The following is a 19735-nucleotide window of genomic DNA, read 5'->3' on the forward strand; positions in this document are numbered from 1 at the left end:
TGCCGCAAAAATGGATGAAGGATGTCAGAGAAACACTTGAATTAGCTTTACAGCAGTTCTCCCTGTCCTATCGGCGATTCGTTCCGTTCTATCTATCAAAAAAAGCGATTTTTGCGCAATGCAAAAATCGCCTAGTTATTATTTCACTGAATCGAATCGTTTATAAGCTACTAATCTAGTTGACCAGTAAGAGTACGTAACATCAGAAAGTTCCACACCATCCGTACCTGCGTGGATAAATTTATTGTTTCCTAGGTAAATACCCATATGAGAAATACCTTCTTTATACGTATTTTCAAAAAATACTAAGTCTCCTGGTACAGGATTTTTCACTTGCGTTGTACTGCTATTGAAATAGCCTTCGCTGCTATCTCTTCCAATTTTCAAACCGCCTTGATTGAAAGCATAAAAAATAAATCCACTGCAATCAAGACCTTCTGGTGTGTTTCCGCCATAAAGATATGGTGTTCCGATTAATTTATTAGCCATTTCCACCGTTTTTTTGTATATAGCTTGTCCATTCGCTGTGGGATCTTGATTCGTTACTTTTGAAGGAGTCCCCGTATCTGAAGTCACATTGTTATGTATTGTATCACCCTCGGGTATAACAGCTACTGGAGAAATTTTTAACACTTGTCCAATATAAATCGTGTCGTTCTCTATTCCATTCCAATCTTTAAGCTCTTTTAATGTCACATTGTATTGCTTTGCTATTTTTGAAAGTGTATCACCTTTAACAACTGTATGAACGGCAGTCGATGGCTTAGAAGGTGTAGTTGTTGTTGGCTTTGACGGTTTTACTGTTTCCGTTGTAGGTTTTGACGGTTTTACTGTTTCCGTTGTCGCCTGCTTCGTAATCTCTAGTTTTTGGGCTACATAAATCGTATCCTTTGATAGATTATTCCATTTTTTTATGTCCTGTATTGTCACTTGATGTGTTTGGGCGATTTTGGATAATGTATCGCCTTTTTGTACTGTATATGTTGCAGCTTCTGCGGTCTGTATTGCGAAAAATGAAGTAGCAATAGTGCTTAAAGCGAGAATTCTCCACTTTTGTGATTTTAGCATATCAAATAGCCTCCGTTCATGGTAGAATATTTCCTTGTGTGTCTATCATACTAAAGAACTGTCTAAACAAAAATCGGAAAAACTGACTATTTTTCAAACAATTTATGAATCCTATAGAATACTACAGAATCCGACTATCTACTATTAGTATAATAATTGCAAGTTTTATAGTCCTATGATAACATACATGACTGTATTTAAAATTTTTAGAAAGTTTTATTTTTTCAATTATAAAGGAGTTTTTAGTATTTATGAGAAACATCTTGATTTTCATCAAAGAGAATTTAGCAGTAGGCTTACTACTTTTTGCATTGTTCCTAGGGGCAGGCAATATTATCTTTCCACCATTACTAGGCCAACAAGCCGGTGAACATATTACAATATCGATGATTGGATTTTTAATAACGGGTGTAGGTTTACCATTACTTGCTATTGTCGCTGTTGCAAAAGCAGGTGGCGACTTACAGCTACTTGCAAGTCGTGTTCATCCTGTATTCGGAATTATATTCACGTCAATTGTCTATTTAGCAATCGGGCCATTTTTTGCAGTTCCGCGTACTGGCTCTGTGTCTTATGAAATTGGCATTGCACCATTTCTTTCACAGGCAGCACAAGAACATTGGGCTCCACTATTCATTACATCTGTAGTATTCTTTGCGTTTATACTTTATTTAGCATTCAATCCTTCTAAACTAGTAGATCGTGTAGGAAAGATTTTAACTCCTGCACTATTAATTGTTATTTTACTACTAGCTGTTAAAAGCTTTATTACACCGATGGGTGAATCAGGAATGGCTGTTGGGAAATACACTGTTTCACCATTTTCAGAGGGCTTTGTTCAAGGCTATTTAACGATGGATGTCCTAAGTGCACTTGTTTTCGGTATTGTAATTTTACAAGCCTTAAGCGATATGGGAATGAAAGACACTAAAAAACAAGTTAAAACAACAATTTTTGCAGGAATTGTAGCTGCAATTGGTTTAGCCTTCGTGTATATTTCGCTTGGCTATATCGGCAATACAAGCATAGGAGCAATTGGTACATCCGATAATGGTGGCGTCATCATCGCTAAATCTGCAGAATACCTTTTCGGCAGCTTCGGTAGTATTATTTTATCGCTTACCATTTTATTAGCTTGTATTTCTACTGCTGTCGGCTTATTGACAGCCAATGCGCAGTTTTTTAATAAGCTATTCCCGCAAATTTCATATAAAACGTTCTTAATTGTATTTACGTTATTAAGTGTAGCCATTACAAATGTTGGATTATCAACAATCATTAGTACATCACTTCCGGTACTATTGATTATTTATCCACTAGCTATGGTATTAATGGTGTTATCGCTTGCCGATCATTTCTTTAAAGGTGGACGAATTGTTTATATTTTAGCGTTAATCCCGACATTCTTTGTTAGTTTTTACGATGGCTTAAAACAAATGGAAATTAAAGTTACTTCCTATGAAAATATTCTAAAAACATTACCACTGTACGAACAGAGTCTTGGATGGCTTGTACCTGCAATGATAGGAGCAATTTTAGGCTTCATTATTCATAAGCTTTTCAAGAAAAACTAAATACGCATTGCTCACAGACACGTTCTATTTATAGACGTGTCTGTTTTTATTCGACGTCAATATGGAAATTCATGTATAATATATGTAAATAATTCTGAAAAGAGGTGTCTTATGAAAAAAGTATTATGGTCCTTCTTGTTCATATTGAGCTTTGTCATTTTTCCATTAACAAACGCTTCTGCTGCGAATAACGACCAGCAACTTGTTGAAGAAATAAAAGAAATTATTACGGAAAATTATGTTGGTAAAATTAATGGAGACCTACAAAAAGCAACAACCATTTCTGACATCATTAATATGTTAGACCCCTATTCAACATATTTTTCTAAACAAGAATTTGAGGAATTTATGAATAGCATCAATCTATCCACGATTGGTATTGGTGTTGTAATTGAGGAACATGAGGATGGTATTCATATTTTGCAAGTAATCGACGAAGGTGGAGCCTCTGAGGCCGGTGTCGTGGCTGGAGATATCATTATTGCGATTAACGGGCAATCCATTGTAGGTAACTCGATAGAAGAAGCCTCTTCCCTACTAATCGGTAATGAAGGTTCACAAGTACAGGTTAAGCTATTACACGACAACGGTTCCACATCTACGAAAACAATTACACGTAAAAAATTCACACTACCAAACGTAGAGTCTGCTTTATTATTTGGTAATGTTGGCTACATAGCAATGTCTTCTTTCTCTGAAGATGGTGCGCAACTAGTAAAAGAGGCAATGATTCAGCTTAAACAGCGTGGTGCTACTTCTTTTATTTTGGATTTACAAAATAATGGCGGTGGCTATGTTGCAACAGCAGAACAGCTTACTGGTTTATTCCCAAAGGCAAAAACCGCTTATTTATTGCAAGAAGCACATGCCTCTTACGAAGTCCGAGCTAAACAGCAAAACGTTAAATTCCCAGCAGATACTCGTATTTTAGTAAATCGCTATAGTGCAAGTGCATCTGAAATGCTAGCGGCTTCGTTACAAGATCAACAATCCGCAATTCTGTATGGTGAGACTACTTACGGTAAAGGGGCAATGCAAGGCTTCTATGAATTGCATGACGGTAGTTATTTAAAGCTTACTGTCGGTAAATTTACTGGCCCTGCAGGTCACACTATTAATGAAGTAGGTGTGAAACCAAACATCCAAACGAAGACCGCACCAATTTTCCAAGCTCACTATGATGCTATTAAAGCGCAATACAAAGATTATCAAGAACTAGTTAGCTTAAAAAATGTGCCTACTACTAAAACGTTTACTGTTAAGTTTTCACAAGCTTTCACTACACCAATACCTGTAGGCAGCGTACAGCTAGTTGCTTTAGGCGGAGACGAAATTTCATTTACAACAAAGGTGGAAAAAGATAATTCCTTAGTTATTACACCTACTGATCCTTTAGTTGAAGGGCAAGAATATATGCTACTTGTTCATCCAACTATTCAAAAACCTACAGGTGGCAAACTACAAAAGGGGATTTATCTCCATATAGCAGTAACTAAATAAAAATGGGGCTACCCCATAATAGATTGCGTTTGATCTTTGCTTCAAGTAGATGCTTGCTGCGAAAATCAAACGCTTTTCTAATAGAATTGATTTGGCAAATGTTTAAAAGAACAAGAAGCGATATGAAGTGCCAGTCACTCAAACAATTAGAATGGAGCGAAGGGCGGGGACTTTTGCGAGAAAGCACAGTACATAAGACACAACAGACCGCATGTTAGCGTGGGTTGCGGCATACAGAGTGCTGAGCTGGAAGCGTCCGCCCGTAGCAGAAATCAACAGTTTCTTTACATTAAAAACCCCTCTCCAGGCTATGCGGAGAGGGGTTTTGACATTATTCAGTATAGCTACATCCATTATCACTACTGGGAGATTCTTTTAGGAGAAAAAATACATGCACTAAATTTCGTGCAAGTTCACACGGCTTGCTTTTTTGTTCTAGTAAATTTGTTAATATTAAACGTTCAAATGAGCCAACTAAACTATCTGCTATTATTTTTATATCGATATTTTGTAATTGAAACAGACGGGCACAATCATGTCGATAAACTAGTTCAATAAATTGTTGTGTCAATTGAGATTTAACGCATGATGATTGTTTAGATTCAAAAAAGCCTATTTTCGTTAGCTTTGGATTCTCAATTATATAAAGGAACAACAAATATAACTTTTGCTCTAGTATTTGAATAAAGCTCTCTATCCCCTTTTCCACATCTTCATTTTGATTGCACATGATTTCATTGAATCCCTGTTGAAATCTTATGTTCAAATCATTGTAGAGTGATTCTTTACTTTTAAAATATAAATAAAATGTCGGCTGCGTTACATCTGCCGCTTTCACTATATCGCTTATTTTCGTAGCGTAATATCCCCTTTCAGAGAAAAGCTCCACTGCTTTTTCCAGTAATAATTGTTTACTTCTTTCACCATTCGAATTAATCTTCCTACCTCTTGCCATAATTGTCACCTTACTCTATCAATAAATATTCATTATTTTGTTTAATTATGGTATTTAAAATAGTTAATACCATATAATAACCCATCATTTTCCTTTTCACTACCTGAATAATGTTAATTATAATACAATTCAAAAAATTACACTATGCATTTTTAGCAATAATATGATGTTTGGTACTTTTCTTGCCTTTTGAAAATAAATACAATCGATTGAAAGATTCACCCAAATCATCATGAACATCCTTTACAAATGTACCTTCACAGGCTTTAGATACAATATAAAAAGCATGCCGGAAGTATTCCCGGCATGCTTTTAAAAAGATAATCTGTCTAAAATAAGCATATTTTTAACATATAAAAAATGGATTTTTATATCTGACTGTTTACACAGCCTTTTCATTTTTTATTGTTTTAATAACTTCTTTTTCAGCTTATCTATATATTCTTTTACTTCATTAATACCAAATACTAAGTAAGAGCCAACAAAGACTGCGATAAAAATAGCTAGTCCTACAATGAATGTTAACCACTTGTATTCAAACACTAAATAATGACTTGAGAAATACATGACAATCGTAATGATAATCATTGGCGGCATCGCTCTGAAAAAATGCAGCTCTTTGCTGAATATACCCATTTTTAAGTCATACTTAGGTATCGCATAAATAACTAACATAATATAGTTTGTAATGGAACTAATTAATGTACCCCAAGCGATTGCTTCAGCACCGTAATTGTCCACCATTAGCATAATGACAGCAATATTGACACCAAATACATTAATTAAGCTGAAAATAACGGGTGCCATCGAGTCGCCTTTTGCATAGTAAAAACGCGTAATGTACGTATTCGCAGCTAAGAAATACATGGATAACACGAATATTGCTAAGACAGGTGCTGTAATGGCAGTCGAGTCAGCATCGAATTTACCATATTGGAATATAACTTGTATAAGGTTTTCTGAGTAGAAGTAAGAATATATTGTTACTGGTATAAGTAGCAACAATAGATAATGTAAACCTTTTGAATACAGGCTCTTAATAGAAGCAAGGTCATTGTTGGCTTCTTTTTGGCTCAGGATTGGATAAATTACCGTTGTAACAGCTGTAATTAAAATAGCTTGCGGGAATTGCATCAGCTTGGAAGAATAGTTCACAGCAGCAACTGCCCCTTCTGAAAGCATTCCAGCAAATACACGCTGTAATAAAGCATAAAGTTGAATCGTCGCTCCTCCGAGCATAATTGGTAAAACCATAATCCAAAGTTGCTTTGAGGACACATTCTGTTCAAATGAAAAACCAACTTTATGGGAATCTAATTTACGATAGCCGACAATTAAGAAATACACCATAATAGCCGCACTAGCTAAAGCACTAATACCGTACCCAATTGGTCCGATCCAAAGAGATAATCCAACTGCAATTACTAAGAAAATCGCGTTGTAAATTAAAATGGCAAAGCTTGATAAGTGAAATTTTTCATTCACATTTAGCAAGCCGCTATACCAAGAAGATAAAACAAGTAATATAGATGACGGCATCATCCAAAAGTAAAGATTTTTCAATAAGTCTAAATCATTCTGGGTATAATCTTTTGTGTTTTTATCTTGGTTAAATATGTCCATAATTGGGTTAGTTAAAGCTAACAAAACGATGGTCATAATGGAAACTGTTAACAATACAATGGTAAAAGATTGTTTTACAAATAGTGCTCGGTCAGTCGTTTCCCGATTATAAATCGAAATAACGGCCGTCGTAAAAGCCCCACCTACTACTAAATATAAAAAATTCGGAATGGTATAAGCTGTGAAGATGCTATCCGCAATATGTGTACTACCATATTGGTAACCGATAATCATTTCACGTAAAAAGCCGAATACACGGGCAACGATATTAATGATCGCAACGGCCCCTACAACTTTTATAAATTTATTCATAAGTCATCCCTACCTTTAATGGCCGACTTATAAATGGCAATACATCTTGCTGTTATATTTTTTTCATCATGAACGTCTAATACTTTTTCGACTGCCTCACGATTCATATATTGTTCTTTCGGCGTGTTCACTGCACGCAGCATCTCCTCAGATAAAGCGATTGCGTCTTCAGGCTCCACTAAATGCCCTGCACCTTCACCAAGTAGTGATACGAGGCCACCTACTTTAGAAGCGATAACAGGTGTGTCTGTCGCTAATGCCTCTAATGCTACAAGCCCGAATCCTTCTAAATGTGATGGTAATACGAAGACATCACTTGCCTGGAACCACTTTACAAGTTCCTGTTGTTTTAGTGGGTCTATAAATTTGACGTCTTCACTGAAGAATGGTTGCAAAGATTGGAAAAATCCCTCATCTCTTCTAGAACCTACAATAATTAGCTCTATAGGACGCTCCACTTTCGTTTTTAACATTTGGAATGCCTGCAGTAGTTCTTCAACACCCTTTTGCTTAATGACATTTCCTACAAAAAGAAAAACAAAAGGCTCTTTGGCTAATTGCAATTGTTGACGTACTTCTGCTTGTCTACCTTTTGAAAATACTTCACGATTCACGCCCATGCTAACTACTGAGATTTTTTCGGGAGCTATATCAAAGTCTTGCTCAATTTGTTGTGCTAACACAGGACCTACTGCAATGACATGCTCACTTTCACGTAAAATACTCGCTGTCCAGTTGCGAATTCTCGCACTTTTCTTTGCCATACGTTCAATGTCTCCACCATGAGCAGTAACAATGTACGGTATACCAAACATTTTCTTTAAAAGTAGCGATAACATCCCTGAAGGAAACACATAGTGCGCATGTGTGACATCGATTGATTTTCGATTTTTTAAACCCTTCATTAAAGTAGAAAATCCCCATTTAGCATATTTGACAATGGTGTTTTTCTTGCCTGTAGCTGGGTTTGTATTCACTGCTATTTCAACGTCTAGTCCAGCTTTTTCAAGAGCTGTAACTTGGTTTTTTACAAAAATACCGAATGATAAATGATCAGATGTTGGATACATATTACTAATGACGAGTATTTTTTTCATAGACGTGTCACTGCCTTTTTCATTAATTCCTGACCATACATGGCCTCTTTATGAATGTGTGTAGCAATTTGTTTCGTCTCTGCAATTGACTGTTCCCAATTGCTACTTAGTTTACCAACTAATTTAGAAAGAGCATTCTCATCATCTTCTATATCCTGCATCTGTAAGCAACGATCTGATGCACCAACAAAGGACATAAAATCTTGCACTTTTGTATGATAGGATACAGCAATAATGGGAGTCTCTGAATTGGTCGCCAAAATAAGTGAATGTAAACGCGTACCAATTATTATATCTTGCTCGCCCGTAACCTCTAGTAAACGCTCAGGTACAAGATTTCCCTCAATTATTTCTGTATGTGCACGATGCTGCATTTTCTTCTGAATATCTTGTGTCACTGTTACATCTTGAGGAAATTTCGTTGCAAAAAATGTAATGTGAGCATTTTGCTCAGAAATTACTTGATCTAGATTTTTCGCCATACCTGTTACATATGCATCGTATTTTGCTACATTACCTTCTGGCCAATAGTTTGCATTATAATACGGAACGGCCGAAACACCAATTTTTCTTGGCTTTTCAGCATAATCTTTGCGATCACCTTTTAACGTAAATGCAGGATCACCAATCACTTCAATCGGTTTCTTGACCCCGATACTTTGTAATAGTTTTTTAGACTGAGGATCACGAACAGAGATATTTGCTGCATAACGACACATAACACGGATACTTATTTTACCAGAAATCGTATCTAGTGGACCTGCGCCACATCCGTAAATAATGTAGGGAATATTACTTTGTTTTGCCATCATTGCGTATGTTCCATAAAGATGAGCCTCACGTTTATAAAAATCCATTAAAATACCACCACCACCAATGATGAGGAGGTCAAATTTCGATACATATTGTTTGTTATTTTTATACGTATGGATAAACGTTTTATATAGATTGCCCTTTTTATAATACAATGGATAGCTATGTACCCCATAACGCTCGGATGTTTGTTTTGTGTTATTGCTAAAAACGGTAATGTCGTCACTCGTTACCGAAAATGTTTGTTTTACTTGTTGAAGAATGCCGTATAATATTGATTCATCACCATTATTATCATTGCCGTAATTCCCCACAATGCCTATTTTCATTAAAAAACATCCTTTTACTTTTTAATACAGAGATTATACCACAATTGCACTTATTCGTTCTTTTTAAAAATAGTAAAAAAAAAGGGAGCCTCGAATATCTACGAGATTCTCCCTGTTTCTACCGCCTTATGGCCATTATTCATAGCATAAAACAGCAGAAAAGTACTACTTCTTTTTTTACTTACTTCAGCACAAGTCTACTCTACTATAAGAGGTTCGAACACTAGCAGAATCAAGTTAAAAGCCCAGGCGGATGTCACAGTTTTAAGAGGTGCTTTTCGAGCAGACTCGAAAAAATGTGACGCTATTATGCCGAGACTTGACTAATCTTTTACTTATTAATCGCTCTGTAAAGGAACAGACCAAAGTGTGCTCGACTGATTGCTTCGTTCGGTTTATAAATGTTTCCGTCGTAGCCAGTCGTGATGTTGTTAGCTGCTAATTGTTGTACATAAGTGTAAGCCCAATGATCTTTTGGAACATCTTTAAATGCAATACCACTTGTCCCTTTTAATTCATATGCAATTGCCACAATTTTCGCCATCTGCGCTCGTGTCAATGTTGCATTCGGGTCAAAAGTATTGTTTTCACGGCCACTCATAATACCAGCTTCTACAACAGCTGCAATTTCCTTATAGTATATGTGATTTGCCTGAATATCTTTGAAGCTTGGATTTTTCACATTTTTTGTATTTAAATCTAATGCTCGGCTAATAATGACTGCTGCATGTGCACGTGTTAGCTTGTCATTTGGTCTAAATGTACCATCAGCCTGACCTGTAATAATATTGTGAGTTGTTAAATACTCAATCTCTTTATAGTAGACATAATTATTTGGAATGTCCTTAAACAGCGCTGGTTTCGCTACAGAAACGGTAGCATCTACACTCTTCGTTCCTAAAGTAGCGATTACCTTACCAGTCGTTCCTGGATTTTGCGCTGTAAACTTACCAGCACTTGTAATTGTACCTATATTACCTTCTACAGACCATTTCACTTGAGATGGATTATAAACAATAGGCTTACCTGCGTCGTCTTTTGCATCAATTGTAAAGCTAACAGATTCACCTGCACCTACCGTTTTAGAGCTTGGTGCAACAGCCATTGTTGTAGGGGCATCTACTACCTTAACTTGATATGATTGCACAGCAGCACCGTCATAGCCGATGTAGATTCGGTCATCCCCAGCTTGCGTTGCTGTATAGTTCAAGCCATTAATCTGTAAAGTTTGGTTTTGAGATGCTAACGATAAATGACCATCTAGTGGTAGTGTCGTATAGTTTTCATCTAAAACGTATTGAACAGCTACATTTGATGAAGCGCCTACTAGAAGCGTTGCATAGTTTGTACTATTCGTAAATTTAATATGTGTTGCCTTGCCAGTTGGTGCCGTACTTACTGCTTGTAGTGTGGCAGATACTAGACGCTGCGTATTACCTGAGTTGGATGGTAAATTCGCTAATACAACATTATTACTGCCATAGTTTCGAATAGCCATTGTTGTTGAGCCACCGCCATCTAAGTTAATGGCTCTATCGACACCAAGTGCTACTAAATAATTTGCAAGCTGCACCATATTCATGCCCTTACTATGGTTTTGACGCCCGTCTACAGTAATTAAATGCACTGTTTGTCCATTATTACTTGTAGCGACTACTGTACGTGGTGCAACTTCTTTTGCACGTGAGCTTGAAGTGCTCATCATAATATAAGGTTTACCATCCTTTACTAAATAAGGACCGCTCGCTAATATAAATTGTGCATTTTGCCAAAGTTGATCAATTGAAAAATTAACACTCATTTCATCGCCAACAGCTACTTGGCTTAACTTATTGTGCCATTCACCGCCCTGTAAAGATACAACAAAGCCAGTAGATGGTATCGTTAATTTTTCTTTCGATCCATAAGGCTTAATTTGTGTTACTTTACCAGTTAATGTTTGTCCAAATGTGTTTTCTGTAATCGGTGAACCAGTGTCTACCACTATTTCAAAGCCGTATTCATTTGTATCTGTTGTTTTACTATAAAACTGTGGTGTGTAAATAATAGCTTCATATATATTACGTACACGATTTAAGCCTGACATTTCATAATTCGTTCCGTTATGGGATAGTGTCACGTCAAAATCAAAATAATCAATAACACCGCGACCATCAGATGTCATTCCAAATGCCGTCGGAACATTCATATATTGGTCGGAACCACTGGAAACAGTTCCACCGTTCAAAATAACATTATTTTTAGCTAGTAAAAATAATGGATAGCCTTCTGACATATTAAAAAAACTTGCATTAATAGCACCAACTACTCGATTTCCCTCACGAGAAAGACGATTCGCATTTGCTACTGTCGATTCTTTTCCATTGACTGCTGCGGGCATCCCTAATTGTACTTCTGTCGTCGGATCTCCAACATTAATCGATAAATGATTAATAGAGTTTGTATAGGTATTACTGTATGTATATTGTTTATACTGTACACCTTTTGAAAGTGGATAATCCTTCTTTACTGTTTGAAATGCATAGGCATTTAGCGGACTAACAACTATCGACATCATTACAACTAAAATCAGTAAAATTTTTGCTATTTTTTTCATTTTTTCGCGCTCCTCAAGTAATGTAGAGCCCTCACCTTCCCTTCTTTGTTTTACTTCTATAAGATTATCAAAAATATGCCAAAATAGCTATGGAACATTTAAGCTATTTTCCAGTTACATATAAATGGTAAAAAACCTATTTATATTGACGCATTTTAAGAGAATACATATATTTGACCTTATCGCGACTCTCTAACTTTGGTAAAATGATGTTAAAGTTTAGGAGGGAAAAAAATGAAAAAACTATCAATCATTGCATTGCTTCTGGCAGTAGTGAGCTTGCTATTTGGGCAACCCCAATTGGCATCTGCTGATGCACTTTCAGGGCATGCACATGAAAATGGTCTGCGCTACTTAATTTCGAAAAACGCTTTAGTAGCAGATGCTAATGGCAGTTATCGACCAAATGACAATGTCACACGTGGAGAATTTGCTTCTTATTTAGCAAAGGTAATGAATCTTGAAACAAATAACGGTATGGCATTTACAGATGTTCCAGATACATATGTGTATGCAAAGGAAATTCAATTGGCTGCTACAGCTGGAATTATAACAGGATACACAGACGGTTCATTTAAACCTGACGCCGCCATTTCAAGACAGCATATGGCTATTATGCTGGAGAGAGCTATTGATTATTTAAAGATTCCTAAGGGTACTTCATCCATTACATTTAAGGATAATGCATCCATTATTAAAGAATACCGCTCTGCCGTAGCAATCGGTGCACATTTAGGAATCATTATCGGTTCTGATGGTTACTTTATGCCTGAAAAAAATGCAACAATTGGACAAGCTGCAACGTTTATTCAGCGTTTAATGCTGCTTGCAGGTGATGCTGGTGCTGACTTCTCTACTTATGCGATTAAAGAAATTTCAAATGGTACACTAGTCGGCAATCAAGGCTTCACAAGCTTTGAAGCTGCTGATAAAGCATTAACAAAAAATACGCAAGTTATCGTCCAAAAAGATAAAATTGTAAAAATGACTTCTGGCTATGTTGTTACGAATAATTATGTTGCACTTTATTCTGAAACGATTAAAGATCAAATCGCTGTTGCTGGTAATACAGAAATGGAATATATCAGCAGTGATGCAGCTCAAGTGAAGGTTCGATTAGCTGGTCAAGTTGGCTATTTAAAACAAGCAGATGTAACGTTAATTCCCTTTTCACTAAGCAAGGGACGTTCTTACTATTCAAACGAAAATGGCGAAATTAAACATACACTGTACGATTACACAACAAATAAATATTCTTCAAGCTATGTTTACGGAAAAGCACCTGCCTTCATGAAGCAGGGTGAAAAATACTATAGCTGGAATGGTATTTACTTCACAAATGGTAATAGCTCTTCTAAGGGCGAAGCTTATAACTATTATCAATTTTTACCTGCTCGTGCAACAACACAATATACAGCCGAAGAAATTGATGCTTATATTATGAATAAGCTTGCGGAGATGGAAAGTACTGGTATTACACTTTATAAAGATGCCACTACGAAAAGTAAGCTTATCGGCTTAGGACAAACGTTAAAAGAAGTTGAGGCAAACTCACATATTAACGCAATGTTAATTTTGGCACTTGCTCAGCATGAAAGTGCTTATGGTATGAGTGATCATGCTCAAAACTTAAACAACCTATTTGGTTTATATGTCTATGACACTAATCCACTTAATAAAAAATTCGATAGTGTAGCTGCTAATATTAACGAACTTGTTGATAAGTTCCTACAACCAAACTATATTACACCAGGTGGTGCCCCTGGGAAAAACTATGCAAACGGTGCAGTAGTTGGTTCGAAAGCACTTGGCTTTAACGTAAAATATGCATCTGACCCGTACTGGGGAGCTAAAATCGCTGGACACTACTATCGTGCCGAAAAAGCGTTAGGTTTTAAGGATGCAAAAAATCCTTATAAAATCGGCTTAACAACAACATCTGGTTTAAATGTACGTATAGACACTTCTACTAGCAATAGCCCTCTCTTCACATATGCTAGAAGTGGTATGCCTGTCATTGTTATCAATACAAACATTAATGGCTGGTATGAAGTACTATCGGATAAGCTCCACCCAGGTTCAGCTTACATTAGTAAAGACTATATTCAGTTTATCGATACGGTGAAATAAAGAAAAAGCACCCTCCAATAAAAGTATTGGAGGGTGCTTTGTTTCCTGCAACACATCACTGTGCAGCCAGGGTTTCGCGCGGAATGTATTAGGAATTCCGCGATTTAAGACCTTTTTTCCGCGTTATGGCGCAGGGATTCCACGATTTATGACCTTTTTTCCGCGATATAGCGCAGGGATTCCGCGATTTATGACCTTTTTTCCACGATATAAAAGAGCTGCCCTATTGAGGACAGCCCTTTACTGTTAGTATCGAAGTTTTCTTTGCTCTGTCTTTATAATTGCTGATGCAATTACTACAAAACCTAACATTAAAATAAAGATTAAATCAAGTAAGCCTGTGTGCATTGACACTGTAAACAATGTAATGACAAATGCGTATGCTACTGAGTGGAAGCTACGGATGCCACCTTGTTTTACTTTATTATAGATTAATGAAATTAATACACCATATAGTAAGAAACCAATCGCTACAAGTGCATAGCCACCATCTAAGAATAATTGTCCGATAAAGGTAGGCGTTGTTGTTCTTGTTGGACGTGTAATATATTTACCTTCTTCCACGCTCAATGAGTTTACAACTTCCGTCACCTTCATACGAGGTGAAATTTGCTCACCAGGAAGAACCGTATTAAAGATACCTTTATGAATTTCGCCTTTTAAGTAGCCCTCTTCTTGCGTGTATTCGATAATTTTACTTAAAACGATATGACCTGTAACACTTTCACCATTTATTGAACGCATCCATTTAGGAGTTAAATTTACTTTTTGTTCGACTGTTAACAGTTTTTCTTTTTCTGTTTCTGTCAATTCAACATCTGGTTGATCGCGATTATTGAATTCTTTAGTTGTATCTTCTGTCACTACTCGTAAGAAACCAAACATCGAGAATGCAACACCGATTACAAATAATGCCGTCAGGAACCAAGTTAATTTCACACGTTTCACAACATAGTGGAAAATAATAATTCCAGTAAATAGCATAATAATTAATGGTGTACGATAGCCCATTAATAGGAACAAGAACATAACAACAGCAAAAATCGTGCCGTATACTAATGCTTTCTTCCATGTCATATGCTTTTCTAAAATCATTTTGTAAGATAATAACAGTAAAATTCCGTACCATAATAATTGGCTAAAGAAGTTTAGTTTTGGATCGAGATTACGACGATTGGATTCATCAGAAATTCCTAGACCTCCACCAAAAATCATCATTAAATAAGAAGCTAAACCGATTATTGTTAATAACACAACAAAGTGAATAACATATTTTCCTAAGAACGATAACCCGAATGATGGGATTGTCCATTGTAATTTATCAATAATATAAACACCGATATAATAGCAAATAAGTGCTACTAGTACCGCTGGCAAAATTGATACACGAACGTTAAATAATTCAAATCGATGGAAATCGAATAGACTTGTAAAGAAATATAGTACTAATATAAAAGGTAAAAAGAAATACGGTGAAAACGTATCAATCTTATTGACCTTTGTGAGAACTTGCTTCAGTTTATTCATACATGTAATACATCTAATTAGATGTTATTGCCCTCCTCTATCATGAATCAATAGTTGTTGTTTACTATTACATTCTTTAGTTTTCCCTACAAAAACAAAGGTTATTATATCATAAATACGGATAGACTTATAGAAAGTATTCTATGGATTTTACATAAAAAAGCTCAAAAATTTCATTTTCACCTAAATCTCTACGATTCAGTAATTATTTGGGTGTATGATGAAATTGAGTAATACTATTTTTGAAAAAAATACAAAACAAGGATGTGAATTTATTGAAGATATTCATTTCACTAATTACTGTCTGTGCTTGTACGCTTGTTGTATTCCTATTACCGACACAAGCCCAAGCAACAACTCAAAGAATCGGCATCGTTTTCTCTGAAAGTAGTGAGAAATATGCCAACTCCACACACCCTGGTGGTACACATGAGGGACAAAAAGTATCTCCAAAGGTCGATTATAGCTCTACATACAACAAGGAGCTAAAAGCTTTCCTTTTATATCAGCAGCAGGGCTTCAATGTAGAGAAAATTTACGAAAAGGACTTAAATAGCTTAGAAAGTTTAAGCCAATATGATGCAATCGTCTTTCCTTATACGGTAATGATGAATCATCTACAACGCGAAAATGTCAAAATGTACGTACGCAACGGTGGCGGTGCTATTTTTGCGTTCCAAACAGCTCGTAACGAATCCGCAAAATTCCCGAAGGCTGGTCAAATGGATCTCTCCCCATTAATCTATGATGTCGACTCCTGGGTCATGGAGTGGGATAACCTATCAGAAGTTTTCAACTCACGCTTTATCGACGATATAGTGTTGGGTAACGCAACAATTAGCAATAGTAATTCAGTACACCCAATTATCCAAAACGCTACTAAGGAGCTCGGCAAAAGCAAATTAAGTCTAACAAAATCTGATCAAGAGTGGGTTGAGATTATTAAACCATGGCAAGGTGGCTCCGCCTCACCGCTATTATATTTCTCGAATTACGATTATACTGACAAGCCACAAACAATGAAGAAAAATGAATTTGGAGCAGCACATGCCATTCAATACGGCAAAGGTAGAGTCGTACAAATCGGATTCAAAATTTATGATTACATTACTATTAATGCCAAAGCAGATTGGCAAGATAACGAAAACGGTGTTGCTTACTCTACAACACAAGGCGACTTAGACGCTCAAGTATTTATGAAGCACGCTTTACATTGGGTTGCCGAAAATCATGATGGTGATGTGCCACGTCGCTATAATCTTTCGCTATACTCTGACAGTGTGCAAAGTTATGTAGCGCCGTCTGGTAAATTCGTCTTCTACTCCACAGTAACAGTAAAGAATAATGGCAATGTGCCAGCTCGTGGTACGTTAAAAGTAGAGATTCTCGATGCTAACGATCACGTCGTCGGTAAAGGGCATGATCGTTATCTACCAGGTCTTGCTGCCGATGCGACAACAACTAATGCTGACCGCAAAGATATTAGTACCCACTCGGAAAAATATCAAATTTTCATGCCTGGAAATTTAGCCGCTGGAACATATACGATACGAACTTCCTTCATAGAAGGTCGCGATGATCGTAAAAATGTTGACGAAAAATTTGCAACTATTGCAGAAATTAAAACGCTCACACGTACAAAAGGTTCCAACAAGGCTTCTATTGAGTTTGCCCCATTTTTTCAAGATGTATTAGCATCAAACGGTGCTTATGATGATATTAAAAACTTACATGCATTAGGTATTGTGAAAGGGAGTAATGGTAAATTCAGCCCTCAAGGCACACTTACTCGAATACAAGCTACTGAAATGGTATTACGTGCACTTGGTATTACCCCTTCAAGCTCAGCTACCTTGAACGCTATTGATATGAAAGTTGGCGATTATGGCAATGCGGTCCTAGCTACAGGCGTTCGCTATGGAATAATTTCTTTAGAAGATGGCAAAATTAACGCACATCAACCGATGACGCGTGCTGCAATGGCACATGCCCTTGTAAAGGGCTTTAAGCTACAAGGCTATACTAAAAATACATTCATCGATGTCCCTGCATCTCATATCTATTTTAAAGATATACAAGCTCTCTATGCACTAGATATTACTACAGGCTATGCAGATCAAACATTTAAACCAAACAACACGGTAACTCGTCAAAACTTTGCCCAATTTGTTAATCGCACACTTCATGCGAACGCTAAATAACATTTGGGATAGCGCTAATAGATTGTCTGGCATCTCACTTTTTATCCAATAAAAAAGAGCTACGTCGTTCTTAATATGAACGATGTAGCTCTTTATTTTTATTGTTTAGCGTAGTATTGAGAAATCCCTTTATAAATAGCTTCAGCAAATAATTCGATATATTGATCATCTGTCATTTTGCCACGGTCTTCACTATTTGTAAGGAAACCTAGCTCTACTAGAATCGCTGGAATTAATGTGTTGCGAATAACATAATATTGTTGCTCTTTAACACCGCGATTTTTCATGTTTAAGTTATTAACAATTTGGTTATTTACAAAAGTAGCTAAATCTATATCTTCTTGATACATATCTCCAGTTGTCACAGCATAATATGTTTCAGTACCTTGTGCAGAGGTGCTAGTTGCTGAGTTGACATGTATACTAACAAAGATTTCGCCATAGTTTGCATCAGTAAAGTCAACACGGTCTTGCAACGAAGGATATGTGTCACCTGTACGTGTCATTAACACTTTCGCTCCAGCAGCTTCAAGTTTCTGTTTTACAAGTGTGCTAACTTTTAAAGTAATAGCCTTTTCTGAATTGGAACCTACAACAGCTCCAGGGTCTTTACCACCATGACCAGGGTCAAGAATGATAATACGATTTTTCAGTGCATTACCATTTTGGTTTAATAGTTTTAAGTAAGATTTATGCACATAGCCTGTTTGTCCATCAAAAGTAATTTGAGCCCAATAGCCACTAATGCTGTTAACATGCACATAGTCGCCTTTACTTAATTTACCTAATACTGTAGAAGTTGAGTTCGCTTCTTTGCGCACATTTAGACTACCTACAGTAGCACGACCTAATAAGTCTCCTGCAACTGGCGGTGGAGTTGGATCTGGTTTTGAAGGTTGTTCTACTTCCACATCCTCTGTGCTGTTTGCCACAATATATCCTGGCAAGCCATTTACTACTGTTAAATAGTAGCCATTAACTGTTTTGTAGACAGGCAGTTTGACATTACTATTGATTGTTGAAATTGCTTTAGACGATGAAGTAGCCTTCACATAGAGGTTGATACCTTGTGTCGTTTTAACTTCTTTTTGAATTTTTCCTAGTGCATTACCGTCCGCATCTAAAAACTGTGCGTACGTTTTATAAATATAAGCAAATGCACCTTTATATGTTACTTTTAACCAGTCACCTTCAACTGCATAGACTGATAGTTTTCCACCTTTATCGACAGTACCTACAATGTTCGAACTAGATGCCGAGTCTTTCGATTTACGAATATTCAAGCCATCTGTTGTCACTTGAATTAAACCAATAACCTGTGAAGTATCTGGAACAGTAACTCCTTTTACAGGTAGCTCTAAACGATATTTTTCACTTTTGGCACGAGCAACAAATAATGCAAACTGTGCACGTGTCACTTGGCTATTTGGATTATAATTTTGACCGCTTCCTTTTGTAATACCATTATAGTAAATCGTATTTACATATTGAACGTAAGGATGTGTAATACCCACATCAACAAAAGGAGAATCCATATTTTCGTATTCACTTGCATCAAGCTTAAATGCCTTTGTTAATACATAACTCATTTCATCACGAGTTAAAGGCTTGTTCGGTAAAAACTGTCCAGTTGTATTTGTTTTAAAGTAGCCTAACTGTATGGCACGTTCAACGTAACCTGAAAGCTCGGTACCAACCGTTACATCTGAAAAGTTTGATTTATTGACAACTAATGGTTTGTTACCAGAAGCAACAACAGCCATTTTCGCAACTTGTCCGCGCGTTACGCTATTATAAGGCTTATAATACGTTTTACCATTTTCCGTATACCCTTTTATAACACCTAAACTAATTAAATAATTGATCTCTTCATAAGCTTCATGCTTTGGGGTAACATCTTCAAAACCACCACTTGCATTTGCACTATGTATCGTAAACATAGAAGCTGAAATGAATAAGACGCATAATATAAGACTGATTTTTTTAAAGTACAATGTCTTATTTCCTCCC

The 19735-nt window shown here is 36.5% G+C and carries 12 protein-coding genes; 4 read left to right on the plus strand and 8 right to left on the minus strand.

Annotated features, from left to right (window positions below; genetic code table 11):
• Nucleotides 1-138: 138 nt before the first annotated feature.
• Nucleotides 139-1068 carry a C40 family peptidase gene (locus tag ACIP9C_RS21030; RefSeq protein WP_401014172.1) on the minus strand — a complete coding sequence of 310 codons (930 nt, stop codon included), beginning with the start codon at nt 1066-1068 and terminating at the stop codon, nt 139-141.
• Nucleotides 1069-1319: 251 nt separating this feature from the next.
• On the opposite strand from ACIP9C_RS21030, the gene brnQ reads away from it, so the two are divergent.
• Together brnQ and ACIP9C_RS21040 are read left to right on the plus strand one after the other, a co-directional pair.
• The gene (gene brnQ / locus ACIP9C_RS21035; protein ID WP_401014175.1) at nt 1320-2642 is read left to right on the plus strand and encodes a branched-chain amino acid transport system II carrier protein; all 1323 of its coding nucleotides are present in this window, start codon (nt 1320-1322) and stop codon (nt 2640-2642) included.
• A gap of 111 nt (nt 2643-2753) precedes the next feature.
• On the plus strand, nt 2754-4142 hold the full coding sequence (locus tag ACIP9C_RS21040) for a S41 family peptidase (protein WP_401014178.1): 1389 nt from the start codon (nt 2754-2756) through the stop codon (nt 4140-4142).
• A 331-nt stretch (nt 4143-4473) separates the two neighbouring features.
• Here ACIP9C_RS21040 and ACIP9C_RS21045 read toward each other — a convergent pair whose 3' ends face one another.
• The 5 genes from ACIP9C_RS21045 to ACIP9C_RS21065 form a co-directional block, all read right to left on the minus strand.
• Nucleotides 4474-5097 carry a TetR/AcrR family transcriptional regulator gene (locus ACIP9C_RS21045; RefSeq protein ID WP_401014181.1) on the minus strand — a complete coding sequence of 208 codons (624 nt, stop codon included), beginning with the start codon at nt 5095-5097 and terminating at the stop codon, nt 4474-4476.
• 402 nt (nt 5098-5499) lie between these two features.
• Complete coding sequence (gene murJ, locus ACIP9C_RS21050; RefSeq protein WP_401014184.1) at nt 5500-7032, minus strand: murein biosynthesis integral membrane protein MurJ; 1533 nt, start codon at nt 7030-7032, stop codon at nt 5500-5502.
• Entirely contained in the window at nt 7029-8129 is a 1101-nt protein-coding gene (locus ACIP9C_RS21055; protein WP_401014187.1) for a glycosyltransferase, read from the minus strand. Before ACIP9C_RS21055 ends, murJ begins: the two co-directional genes overlap by 4 nt.
• Nucleotides 8126-9271: a polysaccharide pyruvyl transferase family protein gene (locus tag ACIP9C_RS21060; protein WP_401014190.1), complete on the minus strand. Its 1146-nt coding sequence runs from the start codon at nt 9269-9271 to the stop codon at nt 8126-8128. Before ACIP9C_RS21060 ends, ACIP9C_RS21055 begins: the two co-directional genes overlap by 4 nt.
• A 331-nt stretch (nt 9272-9602) precedes the next feature.
• Nucleotides 9603-11867 carry an S-layer homology domain-containing protein gene (locus ACIP9C_RS21065; protein WP_401014193.1) on the minus strand — a complete coding sequence of 755 codons (2265 nt, stop codon included), beginning with the start codon at nt 11865-11867 and terminating at the stop codon, nt 9603-9605.
• A 234-nt stretch (nt 11868-12101) separates the two neighbouring features.
• On the opposite strand from ACIP9C_RS21065, the gene ACIP9C_RS21070 reads away from it, so the two are divergent.
• Nucleotides 12102-13997, plus strand: coding sequence for an S-layer homology domain-containing protein (locus tag ACIP9C_RS21070; RefSeq protein ID WP_401014196.1), 1896 nt, complete (start codon nt 12102-12104; stop codon nt 13995-13997).
• Between the two features lie 246 nt (nt 13998-14243).
• On the opposite strand, the gene ACIP9C_RS21075 is transcribed toward ACIP9C_RS21070, so the two are convergent.
• Nucleotides 14244-15524: an oligosaccharide repeat unit polymerase gene (locus ACIP9C_RS21075; protein WP_401014199.1), complete on the minus strand. Its 1281-nt coding sequence runs from the start codon at nt 15522-15524 to the stop codon at nt 14244-14246.
• A 275-nt stretch (nt 15525-15799) separates the two neighbouring features.
• Here ACIP9C_RS21075 and ACIP9C_RS21080 point away from each other — a divergent pair, with 275 nt between their 5' ends.
• On the plus strand, nt 15800-17725 hold the full coding sequence (locus ACIP9C_RS21080; protein WP_401014202.1) for an S-layer homology domain-containing protein: 1926 nt from the start codon (nt 15800-15802) through the stop codon (nt 17723-17725).
• Nucleotides 17726-17823: 98 nt separating this feature from the next.
• Here ACIP9C_RS21080 and ACIP9C_RS21085 read toward each other — a convergent pair whose 3' ends face one another.
• Nucleotides 17824-19719, minus strand: coding sequence for an N-acetylmuramoyl-L-alanine amidase (locus ACIP9C_RS21085; RefSeq protein ID WP_401014205.1), 1896 nt, complete (start codon nt 19717-19719; stop codon nt 17824-17826).
• Nucleotides 19720-19735: the final 16 nt, after the last annotated feature.

The sequence above is a fragment of the Lysinibacillus sp. NPDC093210 genome (assembly GCF_044753985.1).
Classification (GTDB): domain Bacteria; phylum Bacillota; class Bacilli; order Bacillales_A; family Planococcaceae; genus Lysinibacillus.

Excerpts from the sequence above, each read along its gene's own strand:
- ACIP9C_RS21030 (WP_401014172.1), bottom strand. The coding sequence starts at position 1,068 with ATGCTAAAATCACAAAAGTGGAGAATTCTCGCTTTAAGCACTATTGCT.
- brnQ (WP_401014175.1), top strand. The coding sequence starts at position 1,320 with ATGAGAAACATCTTGATTTTCATCAAAGAGAATTTAGCAGTAGGCTTA.
- ACIP9C_RS21040 (WP_401014178.1), top strand. The coding sequence starts at position 2,754 with ATGAAAAAAGTATTATGGTCCTTCTTGTTCATATTGAGCTTTGTCATT.
- ACIP9C_RS21045 (WP_401014181.1), bottom strand. The coding sequence starts at position 5,097 with ATGGCAAGAGGTAGGAAGATTAATTCGAATGGTGAAAGAAGTAAACAA.
- murJ (WP_401014184.1), bottom strand. The coding sequence starts at position 7,032 with ATGAATAAATTTATAAAAGTTGTAGGGGCCGTTGCGATCATTAATATC.
- ACIP9C_RS21055 (WP_401014187.1), bottom strand. The coding sequence starts at position 8,129 with ATGAAAAAAATACTCGTCATTAGTAATATGTATCCAACATCTGATCAT.
- ACIP9C_RS21060 (WP_401014190.1), bottom strand. The coding sequence starts at position 9,271 with ATGAAAATAGGCATTGTGGGGAATTACGGCAATGATAATAATGGTGAT.
- ACIP9C_RS21065 (WP_401014193.1), bottom strand. The coding sequence starts at position 11,867 with ATGAAAAAAATAGCAAAAATTTTACTGATTTTAGTTGTAATGATGTCG.
- ACIP9C_RS21070 (WP_401014196.1), top strand. The coding sequence starts at position 12,102 with ATGAAAAAACTATCAATCATTGCATTGCTTCTGGCAGTAGTGAGCTTG.
- ACIP9C_RS21075 (WP_401014199.1), bottom strand. The coding sequence starts at position 15,524 with ATGAATAAACTGAAGCAAGTTCTCACAAAGGTCAATAAGATTGATACG.